This window comes from Parageobacillus toebii NBRC 107807 (assembly GCF_003688615.2).
Lineage (GTDB): Bacteria > Bacillota > Bacilli > Bacillales > Anoxybacillaceae > Parageobacillus_B > Parageobacillus_B toebii.
Genome location: NZ_CP049703.1, coordinates 752,760 through 768,794 on the forward strand (window position 1 = coordinate 752,760; position 16,035 = coordinate 768,794).

Annotated in this window: 16 protein-coding genes and 1 pseudogene; 3 read left to right on the top strand and 14 right to left on the bottom strand. The window is 45.1% G+C overall.

Annotated elements, in window-relative coordinates; translation table 11 throughout:
• Positions 1 to 1,093: 1,093 nt before the first annotated feature.
• A complete protein-coding gene (locus DER53_RS03875; RefSeq protein ID WP_244319634.1) occupies positions 1,094 to 1,384 on the top strand; it encodes a nucleotide pyrophosphatase in 291 nt (96 codons plus the stop codon).
• 39 nt (positions 1,385 to 1,423) lie between these two features.
• Here DER53_RS03875 and DER53_RS17290 read toward each other — a convergent pair.
• Both DER53_RS17290 and galU read right to left on the bottom strand, forming a co-directional pair.
• Positions 1,424 to 1,684 (bottom strand): annotated as a pseudogene (locus DER53_RS17290) (UDP-glucose 4-epimerase GalE); the annotation flags it as partial.
• A gap of 93 nt (positions 1,685 to 1,777) precedes the next feature.
• The gene (galU, locus tag DER53_RS03885) at positions 1,778 to 2,653 is read right to left on the bottom strand and encodes a UTP--glucose-1-phosphate uridylyltransferase GalU (RefSeq protein WP_062755634.1); all 876 of its coding nucleotides are present in this window, start codon (positions 2,651 to 2,653) and stop codon (positions 1,778 to 1,780) included.
• A gap of 476 nt (positions 2,654 to 3,129) precedes the next feature.
• Between galU and tagU the strand changes: the two genes are divergently transcribed.
• Positions 3,130 to 4,062: a polyisoprenyl-teichoic acid--peptidoglycan teichoic acid transferase TagU gene (tagU, locus tag DER53_RS03890; protein ID WP_062755636.1), complete on the top strand. Its 933-nt coding sequence runs from the start codon at positions 3,130 to 3,132 to the stop codon at positions 4,060 to 4,062.
• Positions 4,063 to 4,557: 495 nt separating this feature from the next.
• On the opposite strand, the gene DER53_RS03895 is transcribed toward tagU, so the two are convergent.
• The 8 genes from DER53_RS03895 to spoIIID all read right to left on the bottom strand — a co-directional run bounded on the left by DER53_RS03895 (position 4,558) and on the right by spoIIID (position 9,737).
• Complete coding sequence (locus DER53_RS03895; protein WP_062678104.1) at positions 4,558 to 4,923, bottom strand: hypothetical protein; 366 nt, start codon at positions 4,921 to 4,923, stop codon at positions 4,558 to 4,560.
• Between the two features lie 88 nt (positions 4,924 to 5,011).
• Positions 5,012 to 5,707 carry a coiled-coil domain-containing protein gene (locus DER53_RS03900; RefSeq protein ID WP_121910025.1) on the bottom strand — a complete coding sequence of 232 codons (696 nt, stop codon included), beginning with the start codon at positions 5,705 to 5,707 and terminating at the stop codon, positions 5,012 to 5,014.
• 102 nt (positions 5,708 to 5,809) lie between these two features.
• Positions 5,810 to 6,247, bottom strand: a complete 438-nt coding sequence (gene fabZ / locus DER53_RS03905; protein ID WP_015865286.1) for a 3-hydroxyacyl-ACP dehydratase FabZ — start codon at positions 6,245 to 6,247, stop codon at positions 5,810 to 5,812.
• Between the two features lie 28 nt (positions 6,248 to 6,275).
• The gene (locus DER53_RS03910) at positions 6,276 to 6,524 is read right to left on the bottom strand and encodes a DNA-directed RNA polymerase subunit beta (RefSeq protein WP_015865287.1); all 249 of its coding nucleotides are present in this window, start codon (positions 6,522 to 6,524) and stop codon (positions 6,276 to 6,278) included.
• Positions 6,525 to 6,536: 12 nt separating this feature from the next.
• Entirely contained in the window at positions 6,537 to 7,388 is an 852-nt protein-coding gene (locus DER53_RS03915; RefSeq protein ID WP_062754386.1) for a flagellar hook-basal body protein, read from the bottom strand.
• 19 nt (positions 7,389 to 7,407) lie between these two features.
• Positions 7,408 to 8,244 (bottom strand): flagellar hook-basal body protein, encoded by an 837-nt coding sequence (locus DER53_RS03920; protein ID WP_062754388.1) that lies wholly within the window; start codon positions 8,242 to 8,244, stop codon positions 7,408 to 7,410.
• A gap of 111 nt (positions 8,245 to 8,355) precedes the next feature.
• A complete protein-coding gene (mreB, locus tag DER53_RS03925) occupies positions 8,356 to 9,357 on the bottom strand; it encodes a rod shape-determining protein (RefSeq protein WP_062754390.1) in 1,002 nt (333 codons plus the stop codon).
• 116 nt (positions 9,358 to 9,473) lie between these two features.
• Positions 9,474 to 9,737 (bottom strand): sporulation transcriptional regulator SpoIIID, encoded by a 264-nt coding sequence (spoIIID, locus tag DER53_RS03930; RefSeq protein ID WP_008880665.1) that lies wholly within the window; start codon positions 9,735 to 9,737, stop codon positions 9,474 to 9,476.
• A 296-nt stretch (positions 9,738 to 10,033) separates the two neighbouring features.
• Between spoIIID and DER53_RS03935 the strand changes: the two genes are divergently transcribed.
• On the top strand, positions 10,034 to 10,522 hold the full coding sequence (locus DER53_RS03935) for a BsuPI-related putative proteinase inhibitor (RefSeq protein ID WP_062754392.1): 489 nt from the start codon (positions 10,034 to 10,036) through the stop codon (positions 10,520 to 10,522).
• Between the two features lie 57 nt (positions 10,523 to 10,579).
• Here the strand turns inward: DER53_RS03935 and DER53_RS03940 are convergent, their stop codons facing one another.
• The 4 genes from DER53_RS03940 to murA form a co-directional block, all read right to left on the bottom strand.
• On the bottom strand, positions 10,580 to 12,184 hold the full coding sequence (locus DER53_RS03940; RefSeq protein ID WP_062754394.1) for a gamma-glutamyltransferase family protein: 1,605 nt from the start codon (positions 12,182 to 12,184) through the stop codon (positions 10,580 to 10,582).
• A gap of 128 nt (positions 12,185 to 12,312) precedes the next feature.
• On the bottom strand, positions 12,313 to 13,221 hold the full coding sequence (gene spoIIQ / locus DER53_RS03945; protein ID WP_062754396.1) for a stage II sporulation protein SpoIIQ: 909 nt from the start codon (positions 13,219 to 13,221) through the stop codon (positions 12,313 to 12,315).
• A 124-nt stretch (positions 13,222 to 13,345) separates the two neighbouring features.
• Positions 13,346 to 14,374, bottom strand: a complete 1,029-nt coding sequence (gene spoIID / locus DER53_RS03950) for a stage II sporulation protein D (RefSeq protein WP_062678114.1) — start codon at positions 14,372 to 14,374, stop codon at positions 13,346 to 13,348.
• A gap of 323 nt (positions 14,375 to 14,697) precedes the next feature.
• Positions 14,698 to 16,005: a UDP-N-acetylglucosamine 1-carboxyvinyltransferase gene (gene murA, locus DER53_RS03955; protein WP_062754398.1), complete on the bottom strand. Its 1,308-nt coding sequence runs from the start codon at positions 16,003 to 16,005 to the stop codon at positions 14,698 to 14,700.
• Between the last annotated feature and the right edge of the window lie 30 nt (positions 16,006 to 16,035).

Consider the following 16,035-nt stretch of genomic DNA (forward strand, 5'->3'; position numbering starts at 1 on the left):
CGCATCAACATAAAGTCATAAAAAATTATTTTGGAAAAGTACTGCCCAAAGATGCGGCATGCATTATTCTAGCAACCATTAAACGGAATGACAACAAAAGTGATTATCCAACCGATGATAAAATGTGCGTGATCCATTCCTATAATATGTATGTGTTTCTTCACGACATCATGTTTGTAATATTAGTTGCGAATAACGTCTGATGTACCGAAGAAAGAGATTTTCCCGCTCCATCAACGTCACGATGATTGGGGGAACACTTTTTGCATTACCTTTTTTTACGGATCAACCACAGCATATATGTTCGCTTATGCGGAATAAAAAAATTCCCTATCCATCTCCCCCCTACACGCTGTTTAGAAGAGGGAGACTTCTTGTTCTCAATAAAGAATTCCGGATGGTGGCAGGCATGCAACGACTAGTTTACCTCTCACACTTCCTGCCCATGCCGAGAAGAAAAGAGTAAGAGCGATGTTTCATCGACCTAATGGGAATCGCTAAACTACAGCATTTCTTTTTCTATAGTTTCAGCGCGCTTTTTCCGGCAATAGCGTTATGTCTTATGCCACCGTTTGCTGACGAGCTTCGGCGGATTGCGACGATTTTGGTGCCCCTTGATTATTATCGGTCTCGTGGAAGAATGCAGGCAGCGATTCGCCTCGGAAGGAAAAAACGATGGAATAGCGGGATGCGGCAGCGAATGTGTCTGGGGGGTGATTCCTCTTTTCATTCACTAGATCCGGCAGTATCCACATCATCATGATGTATCGATCACCGTATGGCTTGTTTCCTTTACATAAATAAACATAAATGATGAAAATGTTTCACGATATAGAAGGTAAAGGATGGTTCCAATCGTGTCAACATATGCGAACAAAAAGCGTGTTATTATACTTCTTATTGATTCTTTAATGTATCCGCCTCTGGAAAAGGCAGTAAAAGAGGGAGACCCCCTGCATTCCAATTTTTCATGGAAAACGAATCCGTACACGTCATATCCAGAGTTCGACAGGCAAAACTCATTTTTAAACCGAATGGAACATTGGTCGATGAGTACGAACAATCGTGGGATCTAGCAGGAGATGCAGGAGTTTTGAATCTCACGGTAAAGAACAATAAGATTTTTTATGATGAATATCCAGATGCGCTGGCCCGATTGTACAGCTCACTAACTTCTCATCGCGGAAATTATCTTGTAGTAAGTGCTAAACCAGGATTTGAATTTATCGGTGAAGGCTCTCCCACTCATGTTGGAGGAGCAAGCCATGGGGGACTTCATAAACAAGATTCACTAGTGCCGATGATTGCAACTGGTACGGATTCGTCCCCAAAACATTTGCGCATTATTGATCTAAAAGATTGGATTTTAACGTTGACTGATTGATGCTGATGGACAATTCGGCCTCCTGCTGACAACACTCTTTCAGCAGGAGGCTCTGTATTTATGCCATTTCCATGCGCTTTCGATGATTTGTTCTAATGAATATTCCGCTTTCCAGCCGAGTTCCTTATAATAAATCTTCTCCAAGGAGGCAACAAGGCGTGTTGGGACGTCCAGGCAGCGGTCGGTATATTCAATGACGGCTTTCCGGCCAGTTATTTTTTCATGTGCTTCAATCACTTCTTTAACGGAATAGCCTAAGCCATTGACGAGGTTGTAAACAGCGCTTTTCTTTGCGCCGTTTTTCCTATCAGTGACAGACGCGCATACATTAGCTCCATAAAACGAATCTCTACGTGAATTGTTTTTTCTTAGTAAAGATAAACAGCAAACTCCTTATTTATTTTCTCTTTTAAGAATTTGCTCCATAAATTCAATTAAATCATCTCTTAATTCTTCATTCTGCAACGCAAACTCAATTGTCGTTTTGATAAATCCTAGCTTCTCGCCGACATCATAGCGCTTGCCTTCGAATTCGTAGGCGAAGACACGTTGAATTTCGTTCAGTTTTTGAATCGCATCGGTGAGCTGGATTTCCCCACCAGCACCAGCTTCTTGTTTTTCAAGGAACAGGAAAATTTCCGGTGTTAATATGTAACGCCCCATAATCGCTAAGTTCGATGGTGCGGTGCCTGGTGCTGGTTTTTCAATAAATTGGCGTACTTGATAGCGACGTCCATGTTGTTCTATTGGATCAATAATGCCATACCGATGTGCTTCATTGTCAGGTACCCTTTTAACACCGATCACAGAGCTAAATGTTTGTTCATATTGGTCAATTAGTTGTTTTAGACACGGTGTTTCCGCTTGGACAATATCATCACCAAGAAGAACGGCAAATGGCTCATCACCGATAAATTTGCGCGCACACCAGACAGCATGACCAAGCCCTTTCGGTTCTTTTTGACGGATGTAGTGAATATCGACTTTCGATGGCTCTTTTACTTTTTCGAGCAGTTCTAATTTTCCTTTTTGTTTTAGAAGCTGTTCAAGTTCAAAGGCGTTATCGAAATGGTCTTCGATCGCACGTTTTCCTTTCCCTGTGACAATAATAATATCTTCAATGCCAGACGCAATCGCTTCTTCGACAATATATTGAATAGTTGGTTTATCAACAATTGGCAACATTTCTTTCGGCATCGCTTTCGTTGCTGGCAAAAAGCGTGTACCGAGTCCCGCAGCAGGAATGATCGCTTTGCGTACTTTTTTCAATGTTATCCCTCTTTTCTATGTATTGATATGAAGTAAAAAATACGAATCTAATCCTAAACTGATTACAAACCCTTCACATCACATGAAAAATCATATAAAACTAGATATCCAACTCATCATCACGCCATGCCATCAACAACTTACAGAACTATCATCTTCTCTATCCACAGCATAGCCAGATATCCCTATTGGAGATATCAACTATCAAAAAGTGTAAACAATTGTTTATTCACAATAATATCTTTTTCATTCCAAATACATTACCAAAATAACATAATTTTTCAACCATTGATAAATCGATATTTTATTTAGAACTTTATAAAAAAATTATTTTATCTTCATTTTAGTGAAATTATTGGAAATAATATAAATCAAAATTACCAGATGCCTACTTCGTTCTGTTGTACTGCACAGAAAAACACTCTATAATCGTAATAGTTAACTAAAAAAATTATATAACTAAAGGAAGGTTATACATGAGAGCGAAACGTCGAAAAAAGAAAAAATGGCTGCGTTGGGTTGGCGGGATTGCCGCTGTCCTTCTCATCGGTATTGGAGCATACGCTTATTCGATCTATCACCATGTGAAACAAACAGCAAATCAAATGTATGAAAATGTAGACTGGAAATCCGATAAGCGGGATGACGAAATATCGTTTAAAGAGAAAACACCAATTTCCATTTTATTAATTGGCGTCGATGAGCGAAAAGGAGATCGCGGCCGCGCCGATTCGTTAATTGTGATGACGGTCAATCCGAATAAAAAATCAATAGAAATGGTCAGCATTCCTCGCGATACACGTACAGAAATCATCGGAAAAGGCAAAAAAGATAAAATCAATCACTCGTATGCGTTTGGCGGCGTAGAGATGACAATGGCGACCGTCGAACATTTCTTAGATATTCCGATTGACTATTATATTAAAGTCAACATGGAAAGTTTTCGCGATATTGTCGATGCGGTCGGCGGTGTAACGGTAAACAACCCGTTTGCGTTTACGTATGAAGGGGTGACGTTCCCGAAAGGAGAAATTACGTTAAACGGGGAGAAAGCGTTGAAATATTCGCGCATGCGCAAAAGCGACCCGCGCGGCGATTTTGGCCGCCAAGACCGGCAAAAGCAAATTATCGAAGCAATTATTCAAAAAGGGGCAAGCTTTTCTTCCCTTACAAATTATGATGAGGTGTTAACGGCAATCGGGAAAAACATGAAAACAAACTTAACGTTTGATGAAATGCAGGAGATTCAAGCGAACTACAAAGAGGCCCGCCACCATATTGAGCAGCTTCATATTACCGGGAAAGGGACGACAATTAACGGTACTTATTACTTGATTGTCCCAGAGAAAGAGAGACTAGCGATTTCGAATAAATTAAAAGAACATTTGGAATTGAAAACAGCATCGTAACAAAACGCGCCTCATTTTTTAATGAGGTGCGTTTATTGTTTGGTAATCAATTGATCGATTTCTTCTAAATTGTTGCATAAAGATTTTCGCAAAACATTGTCATAGTAATCCAAGTAATCCCTAAATCCAACTCCTTCAACATAACAAAGTAGGAAGCTTTATGCTATCTCGCTACATAAGGATTCTCTTACTTTTTTGTGTTTGTTTTTTGGCGCTTTTTACAATACAAGAAGAGAATCTTGTACGTCTTTTGCTTCCCTCTCAATCATAATTATTTTTGTGTATACCTTCACACATGCAAGGTAACGAACCTTCTCCTACAAACATTTACTCATACTACTCCCGTAATAATTCCTTCATAATTGAGAGACGGTGAACAACATGCTTTATTAGCAATGAATATCTCATAACAAAATCGCGACTTTCGCGGCTATTATTTGCCTTTTTTACAAATAAAAGAGGTTGCCCCTTGCTTGTAGGGCAACCCTTGTTTCATTATTCGTCTTTATTGTCTTTATCGTTTGTATCTTGCGGGTCTTCGATTGGGTCTTCACGGTCCGGAACGTTATCGTTTTCATCATCGCCTGGTGTGTTGTTCGTATCGTCGCCTGGCGGCAATTGGTCGTTTTTATTGTCGTTGAGATCGCCGTTATTGTTCATATTGTTGTCGGCGTCATCGTTTTGATTGATGTCGTCCGCCGGGTTCATGTCCCGATCGTTGATGTTGTTATTGTCATTTTGATCCACGTTGTTGTTTGGCGGCGGCGGATTGTCGTTGTCATTGTCACCATTGCAGCCAGCCGCAATGAATAGGGCGACGAAAGCGCTGAACAGTTTGAATAAAAGCCACTTTTTCTTCATCGGTTCTTCTCCTTTCTGGGAATGTTGTTGACCTTATGTAAAGACCGGTCCTTGCTTATGTTTCCCAGAAAGGAGAAATTCATGCATTTTATGAGGAATTTTGTATCATTCGTTTGAGGTCTTTGAGTTCGGTTTCTTGCGCGAGGGAACGATAGGAGAGGGTTTCGATCATCCGGTCGTGGCGCTGTAATTTCTCGTTTATTTCTTCATATCGTTCATCGATATGGTGGGTAATTGTGTCAAAATAAGGAGCTAAGTTGTCAATGATACTTTGAGAAAGTTTGTCGATGGTTTGTTCGACCCGCACTTGCCCCTCCTGGAGTTCAGCAACCGCCTTCTGCAACGTGCGAACATCGGACTTTAGCTGTTGTTGGCCTAAGTGAAGTTCACGTACATCCGATTCCAGCTGCTCTTGGCCTGCGCGAAGCTCGTGAATGTCCGATTCTAATTGCTTTTGGCCTGCGCGAAGCTCGCGAATGTCCGATTCTAATTGCTTTTGGCCTGCGCGAAGCTCGTGAATGTCCGATTCTAATTGCTCTTGGCCTGCGCGAAGCTCGCGAATGTCCGATTCTAATTGCTTTTGGCCTGCGCGAAGCTCGTGAATGTCCGATTCTAATTGCTCTTGGCCTGCGCGCAACTCGCGAATGTCCGATTCTAATTGCTTTTGACCTGCGCGCAGCTCGCGAATGTCCGATTCTAATTGCTTTTGGCCTTGCTTCACTTCGTTTAGATCCACACGCATTTCTTTCAACTCAAAAAGAATTTGTTCCATCAGCCGCTCCACCGTCTCCTCACCTCCTTCTTGACGTCCATTTTACCACAAAAATCAGCTTTCCCGGACAAACAAAATAGGCTCTCCTTTCGCTGCCGAAAGGAGAGCGAGGCATCAGTCGTTTTTCTTGTCGCCAAGGGCGAACATAATTTCCGTTTCGCAAACGAGTTCGCCGTCCACTGTTGCGACACCTTTTCCTTTTCCGATCGGGCCTTTGGCGCGGATGATTTCGACTTCAAGGCGAAGCTGGTCGCCTGGTTTTACTTGCTTTTTAAAGCGGCAGTTGTCGATGCCGGTGAAAAAGGCGAGGCGTCCGCGGTTTTCTTCTTTTTTCAGCATCGCGACCGCGCCGACTTGCGCCAATGCCTCAACGATTAAGACGCCAGGCATGACCGGATATTCCGGAAAATGGCCGACGAAAAATGATTCGTTGGCACTGACGTTTTTGATGCCGACGGCGCGTTTTCCTTCTTCGATTTCCAAGATGCGGTCCACTAATAAAAACGGATAGCGGTGCGGAATGATCGCTTGAATTTGTTGGATGTCAAGCATACATAGTCTCCTTTCTATGTTCGCCTTGTTATTGCTTCTCGACAAAATCGATGATGTGCTGCCATGTCGAGCGTTTAAAGACATCAAACGGGCTGCCGTCGCCGATCACGCCATAGCCGATCATCGCGCCAGCGGCAAGACTCACCGTCATCAGGACAAAAACGATCACGAGGCGAAGCCAAATCGGAATGAGGCGGGTGCGCTGAAATTTGCGGCGGTGCTCTGTCTTCGCTTCTTCTTTATGCTCTTGTTTTTCTTCTTGGTGTTGTTCATTCATATAAATGTCCCCTTATGATGAACGGATTCCGTTAATTAAACCAAGCATTTGGTCGGAAAGGGAAATCGCGCGGGCATTCAATTGGTACGAGCGCTCCGTGATCATCATATCGGTTAATTCCGCGCCAAGGTCGACGTTCGATTGTTCGAGAGCGCCCTGCGTCATGCTGATTTGATTGCGCAAATTGCCGATCATGTTCACCGCGACATCGGTTTCATTGACGTTCAGCGCGTTTAAATCCGGGAGGGTAAATATATTATCGCCGACCGATTGCAACAGCTGCGGCCGCAATATCGTTGTAATGCCGATATTGGCTCTTCTCATCACACGGCCGTCGGAAGCGACAGCGGCAATGGTGCCGTTATTGGAAATTGTAATGTTTTTAAAGCCTTCCGGAAGCAAAATCGGCGCATTGTTTTCGTCAAGCACTGGATGGCCATCGCTTGTGACCAGCATCAGCTCATTTGGATTTTCAGCGGACGGAGTTAAATAAAATGCGCCAGATCTTGTATAGCCGATTTCTTGCGCGCCATTTTCTCCTTGGACGAGGACGTGGAAAAATTGTCCTTCTTTTGCAAGGGCAACGTCTAAGGCGCGGTCCGTTTTCGTCAGCGCCCCTTGCGCAAGCACGAGGTTTGTTTCGGCAAGGCGCGCGCCGACGCCGTACCGTACGCCGTTTGGGGTAAGGCGAGTGGCCTTGTCATTTGGTAAATTCGTAAATTGTTGGGCAAGTAGTTCGCCGAAGTTCGTTTCACGCCGTTTAAATCCGGTTGTGTTGCTGTTGGCGATGTTGTTGCTAATGACGTCGAGCTGCTGCCCGAGTTGCGCCATCGTATTGGCAGCGGTAATCATCGAACGTAACACGTATTGATCCCCCTACTCGTTATTTGAGCCGCCCGATTTCGTTCACGGCTTTATCCATGCTTCGATCATAAGCTTGTACGATTTTTTGGTTTGCTTCAAAAGCGCGGTATGCAGAAAGCATTTCCGTCATCGCGCGGTTGAGGTCTACGTTTGCCCGTTCTAAAAAGCCTTGTTTCAGCGTGTATGTAATGTTCGGGTTGCCAAGTGCGCTCGGCAAGACGCCGTTTTCGCTGCGGAATAAGCCGTTTCCTTCTTTGACAAGCGTATTTGGATTCGCCGCAAAAGCGATGTTAATTCTTGCGATGCGGATGTTGTTTGCGACAATCGTTCCATCGGCGTTCACGGTAAAATTCGTGCTTGGGAGCTGGATGCGCCGGCCGTTTTCATCTAATACGTACCAGCCGTCATTGGTCGTTAAAAAACCTTGTGGATTCAAGGTGAAATTGCCGTTTCTCGTATAGCGGATGTCACCGTTTTCGTTTTGCACGACGAAAAACAGCGTTCCTTCCTTCCCCGTTTCCGCATCAACAGGAAGCGTCCCGTTGATCAGCGCAATGTCGGTTGGCTGTCCGGTTTCTTTTATATCGCCTTGGCGGAAATTCGGGATGAGTTCTTGCATATAGACGCCTGTGTTGATCGAACCAATCGTTGGCTGCAACGGAAATGAACGCGGCGTTTTCGTTGGCACGGTTGCCTTGTCCAATCGCGAAAGAAGCAGTTCCGGAAATGCGCGCAATGCCGCCTGGTCCGACTTGTATCCAGGCGTATTGGCGTTGGCGATATTGTTTGTCCACATTTCGATGCGGCGCTGCTGGGCCATCATGCCGCTGGCCGCTGTATAAAACCCTCGCAACAAGGGATGTCACCTCGCATGTGGTCATATATTACCATTATAAGACAGTGAGGCGAAAAAAGCGAATAGGTACCAATTCCTAACGGCATCTATTCGCTTTGTTCATCAAAAAAATTACGCAAAACTTTGCTTTGGCGCGCGGTCGATGTTTTCAAGCATGAGCCCCGTTCCGAGCGCAACGCAATCCATCGGATTTTCCGCGATAAGCACAGGTACTTTTAGTTCCTCGGCAAGCAATTGGTCAATGCCGTGCAACAGCGCGCCGCCGCCCGTTAAAATAATGCCGCGGTCAATAATATCGGCTGACAATTCTGGTGGGGTGCGCTCTAATACGCTTTTGGCAGCTTGTACAATCATCGAGACCGATTCACGCAGCGCTTTTTCAATTTCCCCAGAGCGGATCGTGATCGTGCGCGGCAAGCCTGTGACAAGATCGCGGCCCCGGACGTCAATTTCCTCATCACGTGCGCCTGGGAATACAGTTGCAACTTTGATTTTAATTTCTTCTGCGGTTCGCTCCCCAATTAACAGCTTATATTCCCGCTTGATGTAATGCAAAATTTCCATGTCAAACTTGTCCCCAGCCATTTTAATGGAGGAGGCGGTGACAATGTCTCCCATTGAGAGGACTGCCACATCGGTTGTGCCACCGCCAATATCGACTACCATATTCCCACATGGCTGGAAAATATCCATTCCCGCGCCAATGGCCGCTACTTTTGGTTCTTCTTCTAAGTAAATTTTTTTGCCGCCGCTTTTTTCCGCTGCCTCTTTGATCGCTTTCCGTTCCACCGATGTCGTATTCGACGGGCAACAAATTAAAATGCGCGGTTTGGCGAAAAAGCCTTTGACGTTGAGCTTGTTTAAGAAGTATTTCAACATCGCTTCCGTGATATCGAAATCGGCGATTACTCCATCTTTTAGCGGCCGAATGGCAACGATATTCCCAGGAGTACGCCCTACCATTCGTCTCGCTTCTTCGCCGACAGCCAGCACCTTGTTTGTATTTTTATCAATCGCGACAACGGACGGCTCATTTAACACGATTCCTTTTCCCTTGACAAAAATGAGTACGTTCGCCGTGCCAAGGTCAATCCCAATATCCCTCGAGAACATATATGATCCTCCTTGCCTCTACCCTCAAATCACTCCTAATTGGTTATTTTACCATATTTTATTAGGAGAATCATACTATTTTTGTTACGAAGGTATGGCGCAAGGAAGAAAACTTCTTAGTTATTTTTCACGGCTTGTTTTTTATATTTTTTCTTTGTCGCTTCCCCCCCGCGCAAATGGCGAATCGATTTATGGTAATCGAGAATTTGTTTGACTTCCTGTGCCAGCTCCGGATTAATTTCAGGGAGCCGCTCTGTTAAATCTTTGTGAACCGTACTTTTGGAAACCCCGAATTCTTTCGCGATCACGCGAACGGTTTTCCTCGTCTCCACGATGTACTTTCCAATCTTGATAGTACGCTCTTTGATGTAATCGTGCACACCACTCGCCCTCCCTAAGTTGGATGTGAGGAGTGTGAAATGAGACTCGCCTCGTGGATGATGAAAACCACTTCTGCTTGTGCATTTCGAAAATATCTAGAGCTTGTATCCGTGCTGTTATGAACGATCCCCACCTCAAACACTCTCGTTGTTGTTCAATTTGTAACAGTTTATTAGACAAATCGGGCATATATGCCAGAAATATCAAGGAGGACAAGGATTTTTTCATAATTTTTTTCGTTTCTTGTAACAAGATGAAAAATGGGGACGACTATATATAGAAAGGAGTGAGCTTTATGGGAAAAGGACGGATGATCGGGCTAGCGGGCATCGCTGTGGGGGTGGCGGCAATCGGTATGCTTTTTTCCAACAATGGAGGAGAACGGCCAAAGGCAAAAGATGAGGCTTCGCAAGCAAAATCGCAAGTAGAGCGAGGGATGAGCAATGGGACGCTCAAACCTTCATTAACGTATGAGAAAAAAGATGGAAATTACATGGTGACGTTTACGGTAAAAAATCAAACCGATCGCGTGCAAACAGTGACGTTTACGAGCGGAAAAAAATATGATTACATTTTGTACCGCGACGGCAAAAAAGTGAAACAGTTCAGCGAAGGGAAAATGTTTACGCAAATTTATGAAGAACGTCCGTTAAAACAAGGAGAAGCGCTCGTTTTTACCGAAACGTTTGCCGATTTGCCAAAAGGAAATTACAAGCTCGAATGGTGGCTTGCGGATAAAAATTGGCCAAACGCAAAAGCGACGATTATGTTTACGGTAGAATAAGCATAGGAAAAACCTGCCTTTTGGACAAGGCAGGTTTCGTTTTTAAGATGATTTCTTTTACCATGCGGCGATCGTTCCATCCGTGCGCGGCTCTGTACCGCCCGCTAGCACTCCTGTGCGCGGATTCCGCCAAATGATTTGACCGCGCCCGAATGTCCCGGAATCGAGGGAAACATGGATTTCATGCCCTTTTCGTGCCAGCGCTTCGGCAATATGGCGAGGGAACTGAGGTTCGACGAGCACCTTTTTTCCTTCAACCCATTGCCATCTTGGCGCATCGAGCGCCGCTTGCGGATTGAGATGGAAGTCAATCATGTTCATCACGACTTGCAAGTGCCCTTGCGGCTGCATAAATGCGCCCATGACGCCGAACGGTCCGACCGGTTCGCCGCCTTTGGTCAAAAATCCCGGAATGATCGTATGGTACGGTTTTTTCCTTGGGGCCAGCCGGTTTACATGATGTTCATCAAAGGAAAAATTATGCCCGCGGTTTTGCAGTGCGATACCTGTACCTGGAACAACAAGGCCGGAGCCAAATCCCATATAGTTGCTTTGAATGAACGACACCATATTGCCGTCGCCGTCCGCCGCTGCTAAATAGACCGTCCCTCCTTTTGGAGGCGTCCCCGGCTTTGGAAGCAATGCTTCTTCGCCAATAAGCGTCCGTCTCGTTTCGGCAAACGAATCAGACAACAATTCCTCGACGCGATGCTCCATATGCTTGCGGTCCGTGATATACGCCCGTCCGTCGGCAAACGCCAGCTTCATCGCTTCGATTTGCCGATGGTATGTCTCGATCGTTGGAACTTCCGGAACGTCGAATCCTTTCATGATGTTTAATGCCATTAATGCGACAAGTCCTTGGCCGTTCGGCGGGATTTCCCATACGTCATAACCACGGTAATGAACCGAAATCGGCTCGACCCATTCCACTTCATATTCCGCTAAATCATCGATGTCTAAAAAGCCGTTATATTGTTTGGAATAGGCCGCGATTTTTTCCGCTAATTCGCCGCGGTAAAAGCTTTCCGCATTCGTTTCCGCAATGAGGCGAAGCGTATTGGCATGATGTTTGGACGCCCATATTTCCCCGATTTTTGGAGCGCGTCCGTTTGGCGCGAACGTTTCAAACCAGCTGGCAAACTCCGGGCCTTTTAACATTTTTTGATATGTTTGAAATGCGGCCTGCCAGTACTTCCCTAACGTCGGGGACACCGGATAGCCGTTTTCCGCGTAGTCAATGGCGGGTTTTAACACCTCGGTAAGCGGCAGCTTCCCGAATCGTTCGGATAACGCGGCCCACGCCGCCGGCGCGCCTGGGACGGTGACCGGAATCCAGCCGTGTTTTGGAATTTCTTTATATCCGCGCTCTTTTACTGCTTCGATAGAAATCGACTTCGGCGAGTACCCGCTTGCATTTAGCCCATAAAGCTTTCCGTTCGTCCAAACGATCGCAAACGCATCGCTGCCGATGCCGTTGGATGTTGGCTCCACCACCGTTAAGCACGCGGCGGCCGCAATCGCCGCATCGATGGCATTTCCGCCTTTTTTTAGTATTTCTAGCCCCGCTTGCGCCGCGAGCGGCTGTGATGTCGCCACCATGCCGTTTGCCGCAAACATCGTCATCCGCTGTGACGGATACGGATAGTGTAAATAGTCCATTGCATTCCCCCCTATACCAGTGAATCTATCGCTATTATTCGCTTTCCGAAATGTTTTTCCTTTTTTTATAGTTCTATAAAAAAATCGCCTGCTTCCCTCCATCTAATAGGAAGGAAACAGGCGATGGTTTACGTTCTTGCCATGCCGATCGAGGCGTCTGGCGTTTTGTAAGATTGTTCATCGCTCGGTGTCGTTGTTTCTTCATCGGTTGATTGTTCCGTTGACGGTGTTTCTTCATTCAACTGGCTTTGTTCATCAGATGTTGTTTGTTCGTTTTCTTTTGTTTGCTCATCGGTTGACGTTGCATTGTTTTGTTCAGTCGCGTTTTCGTTTCCAGCTTTTTGTTCCGTTAGCGCTGTAAACGGTTGGTCAATGTAATCGATCGGGTTGACCGGCTTATTGTCTTTGCGGATTTCAAAGTGAGCATGAATGCCTGCTTCTTGGTTAAATTGGCTTTGTCCTGCTTTTCCGATCACTTGTCCCTGTTTTACCGTATCTCCAGCTTTCACTTTCACATCGGCAAGCGATTGGTAAACGGTGACGATGCCGTTTTCATGCTCGATTTCCACGACATGACCTAAAATCGGGTCTTTTTCCGCTTTGGTTACTGTACCGCTTAACGAAGCAGTAACATCAAACGCTTTGCCGTCCTTTCTCACGATATCGATTCCGCGGTTTGGATGATACGTATTATCATAAAAGACGAGAGCTGCTTCCTGTTCTTCTTTTGACGCATGGTAATCGTAGAACGGTTTTTGGATTTCCACGGAATTTGGATCAAGAACCGGCATCGCGAATTTTTCTACCGCTTCGTTGACTGGAACGGCCGGCTCATTTTGTTGCGAAGTGCCTGCTTGGCTGTATTCGTATTCGTCTTTTTTAGTTTTTTCGTCCTGTTTGTTTTGGAACCAGAGCGCTCCTGCTACAATGAGGGCGGCGCATGTTAAATAGATAGCTGGAAACACCCAACGCTTTCTGAACAAACGTTGTAAACTTGGTTTCTTTGGAGAAATTGGATTCTTTTCTTCCTCTCTCATGTTCATCACCTCAGCAACCATTTTGAACAGAAAGAGGAAAATATATACACGAAAAAACAATTTTTTCATTTATTTTTTGAAAAAATGCGTGATTTTATACAAAAAAATAGAGGCATCCCAGCCTCTATTTTTTCACCGTCAGCTTATTTAAAAAAGCGGTCGCAGAAGAAATTTTCACTCCCCGATAATAATATTTGACGATTTGATCGTATGTCTTCCCTTCTTTCGCCATGAAATTGGCGCCGTATTGGCTCATGCCGACACCATGCCCGTATCCTTTTGTCGTGATGACGATTTGATCGCCTTTTCGAACCCACGTAAAATCGGTGGATGTTAAATCTAATTTTTCTCGTACTTCTCTTCCTTTTAGTTTTTTCCCGTTAATCTCTACAACGTCGACACGTTTCCCCGGCGTGCGCGATAAAATGACACCGACAGAGCCGTCTTGCGGAAGTTTGACACCTAGTTTTCGTTCAAATTCCGCCACCGAAATTACCTTTTGGTGATAGAATTTGGGCGACTTTTTATCCCACGGGCTAGCAACGCTTTTTAAGTATGGAAATTCGTTTTGCCAATACGCTTCGGAATTTTCGGTAAAACCGTTGCTTGTTGAAAAAAACGACGCTTCAATCGGTTTATTGTCGTATGTTAAAATTTGCCCGCTTGTTGCTTGTACCGCTTCTGTAATCTTTTTTATTTTCCATTCATAATCGCTTCCCCATAGACGCTTTAATTCGTCATTGCTGTAGTACACTTGATGCATGACCGTATCAGTCACATTCGCTCCTTTTGGCAGGCTGATTGGTTGATCATTTAATAATTGTTTGACAATGTACGTTCTGGCGGTAAGCGCTTGTGCTTTTAGTGCTTCCATTTCAAATTCCGCCGGCATTTCCGCTGCGACAACGCCGATGACATATTGTTCAAGCGGAATCCGTTCAATCCGCTTTTCTTTACTGCGGTATACCGCTACTTCCACGGCCGGTCCGTTTTCGGTTGCTTTTACGTTTGGCACTTTCTCCTGTTTGCGAAGCTCTTCAGCCAATTTTCCAACCTCACCGTCGTTAAATGGAATTACTAGCACTGTTGGAATGAGCAATACAACGACAAATAAAAAAGAAAGGAGTGCGATAAGTGGTTTTATACGTTTCATATACTCCGAGCCCCCAATATTCATTTTCCAAGCACAAGCGTATATCCGTTCCCAGTTAGGCGCTAGCTGCATATTTGCACTTAGGGACACTTGGTTTGTGCTTTTGTTCGTTATATAGTTATGGGCTCGGACAAGTATATATGACAACTTCTTTTCATTCGCTCCTTTGCATCTGATAGGACGTGTATTTTTCGCCGTATACAGAGATGCTTTCTTGCGCGCGCATGAAGCAAGAATCGCTCGGGCATGGCGGCAGCTTTTTCAATGTCATAAAAATAAAAACGACCATTCACTACATATGTAGTTGACGGTCGTTTTTATTTTTATATGTTGAGATCCTTCACTTTTACATCCTCTGCCGCCGTTTCGCTTTCGTCATTGACACGCTCGATGTCGGCACCAAGCGCCGCTAGTTTCTCATGAAAGCGAACATATCCGCGGTCGAGGTGTCTTAATTCGGTCACGCGCGTATAGCCTTCCGCCGCTAAGCCGGCTAAAATTAACGCCGCCGCTGCCCGCAAATCGGTAGCAGCTACTTCCGCGCCTTGCAAATTGCAAGGACCGTTAATAATAACAGAACGTCCTTCAATTTTAATGTCGGCATTCATGCGGCGAAACTCTTCCACATGCATAAAGCGGTTTTCAAATACCGTTTCCGTAACCATACTGGTACCTTCTGCTTTAAGCAGCAATGCCATCATTTGTGACTGCATATCCGTTGGAAAACCTGGATATGGCATTGTTTTAATGTCCACCGCTTTTAATTTTTCTGGACCTATTACCCGTAATCCATTTCCTTCTTCGATAATAGTGACACCCATTTCTTCCATTTTGGCAATCAAGGAACTTAAATGTTCTGGAACAGCACCTTGTACAAGGACGTTTCCGCCTGTAATTGCCGCAGCAACCATAAACGTACCTGCTTCGATGCGATCAGGAATGACCGTATGAGTCGCGCCAGTCAGCTGGTCTACCCCTTCGATGCGAATCGTGCCGGTCCCAGCCCCGCGCACTTTCGCTCCCATTGCATTTAAAAAGTTTGCCAAATCGACAATTTCCGGTTCTTTGGCGCAGTTTTCAATAATGGTGGTACCTTCCGCTAATACCGCAGCCATCATAATATTTTCTGTTGCTCCAACGCTTGGAAAATCTAAATAAATTTTTGCGCCGCGCAATCTTCCTTTTACTTCGGCATCAATAAATCCGTTTCCGACTTTTACGTAGGCGCCCATCGCTTCAAAGCCTTTTAAATGTTGGTCAATCGGGCGCGAACCGATCGCACAGCCTCCTGGCAGCGCGACGCGGGCGCGGCCATTTCGGGCAAGCAATGATCCCATCACAAGCACCGATGCCCGCATTTTACGCACATATTCAAACGGCGCTTCGAACTTTAGCTCTTGCGACGCATCGACAGTGATCGTATTTTCCTCTATTTTTACATCCGCGCCTAAATAACGCAGTACTTCACTGATTGTATATACATCGGAAAGAGCAGGCACATCATGAATAACACTTTTCCCATTACTGGCTAATAATGTTGCGGCGATCACAGGCAAAACGGCATTTTTCGCTCCTTCTACTTTTACGGTGCCGCTTAACCGGTTTCCGCCACGGACGATGATCTTTTCCAAGGTATTCCCCTCCGCGTCCAATTTCTCTAT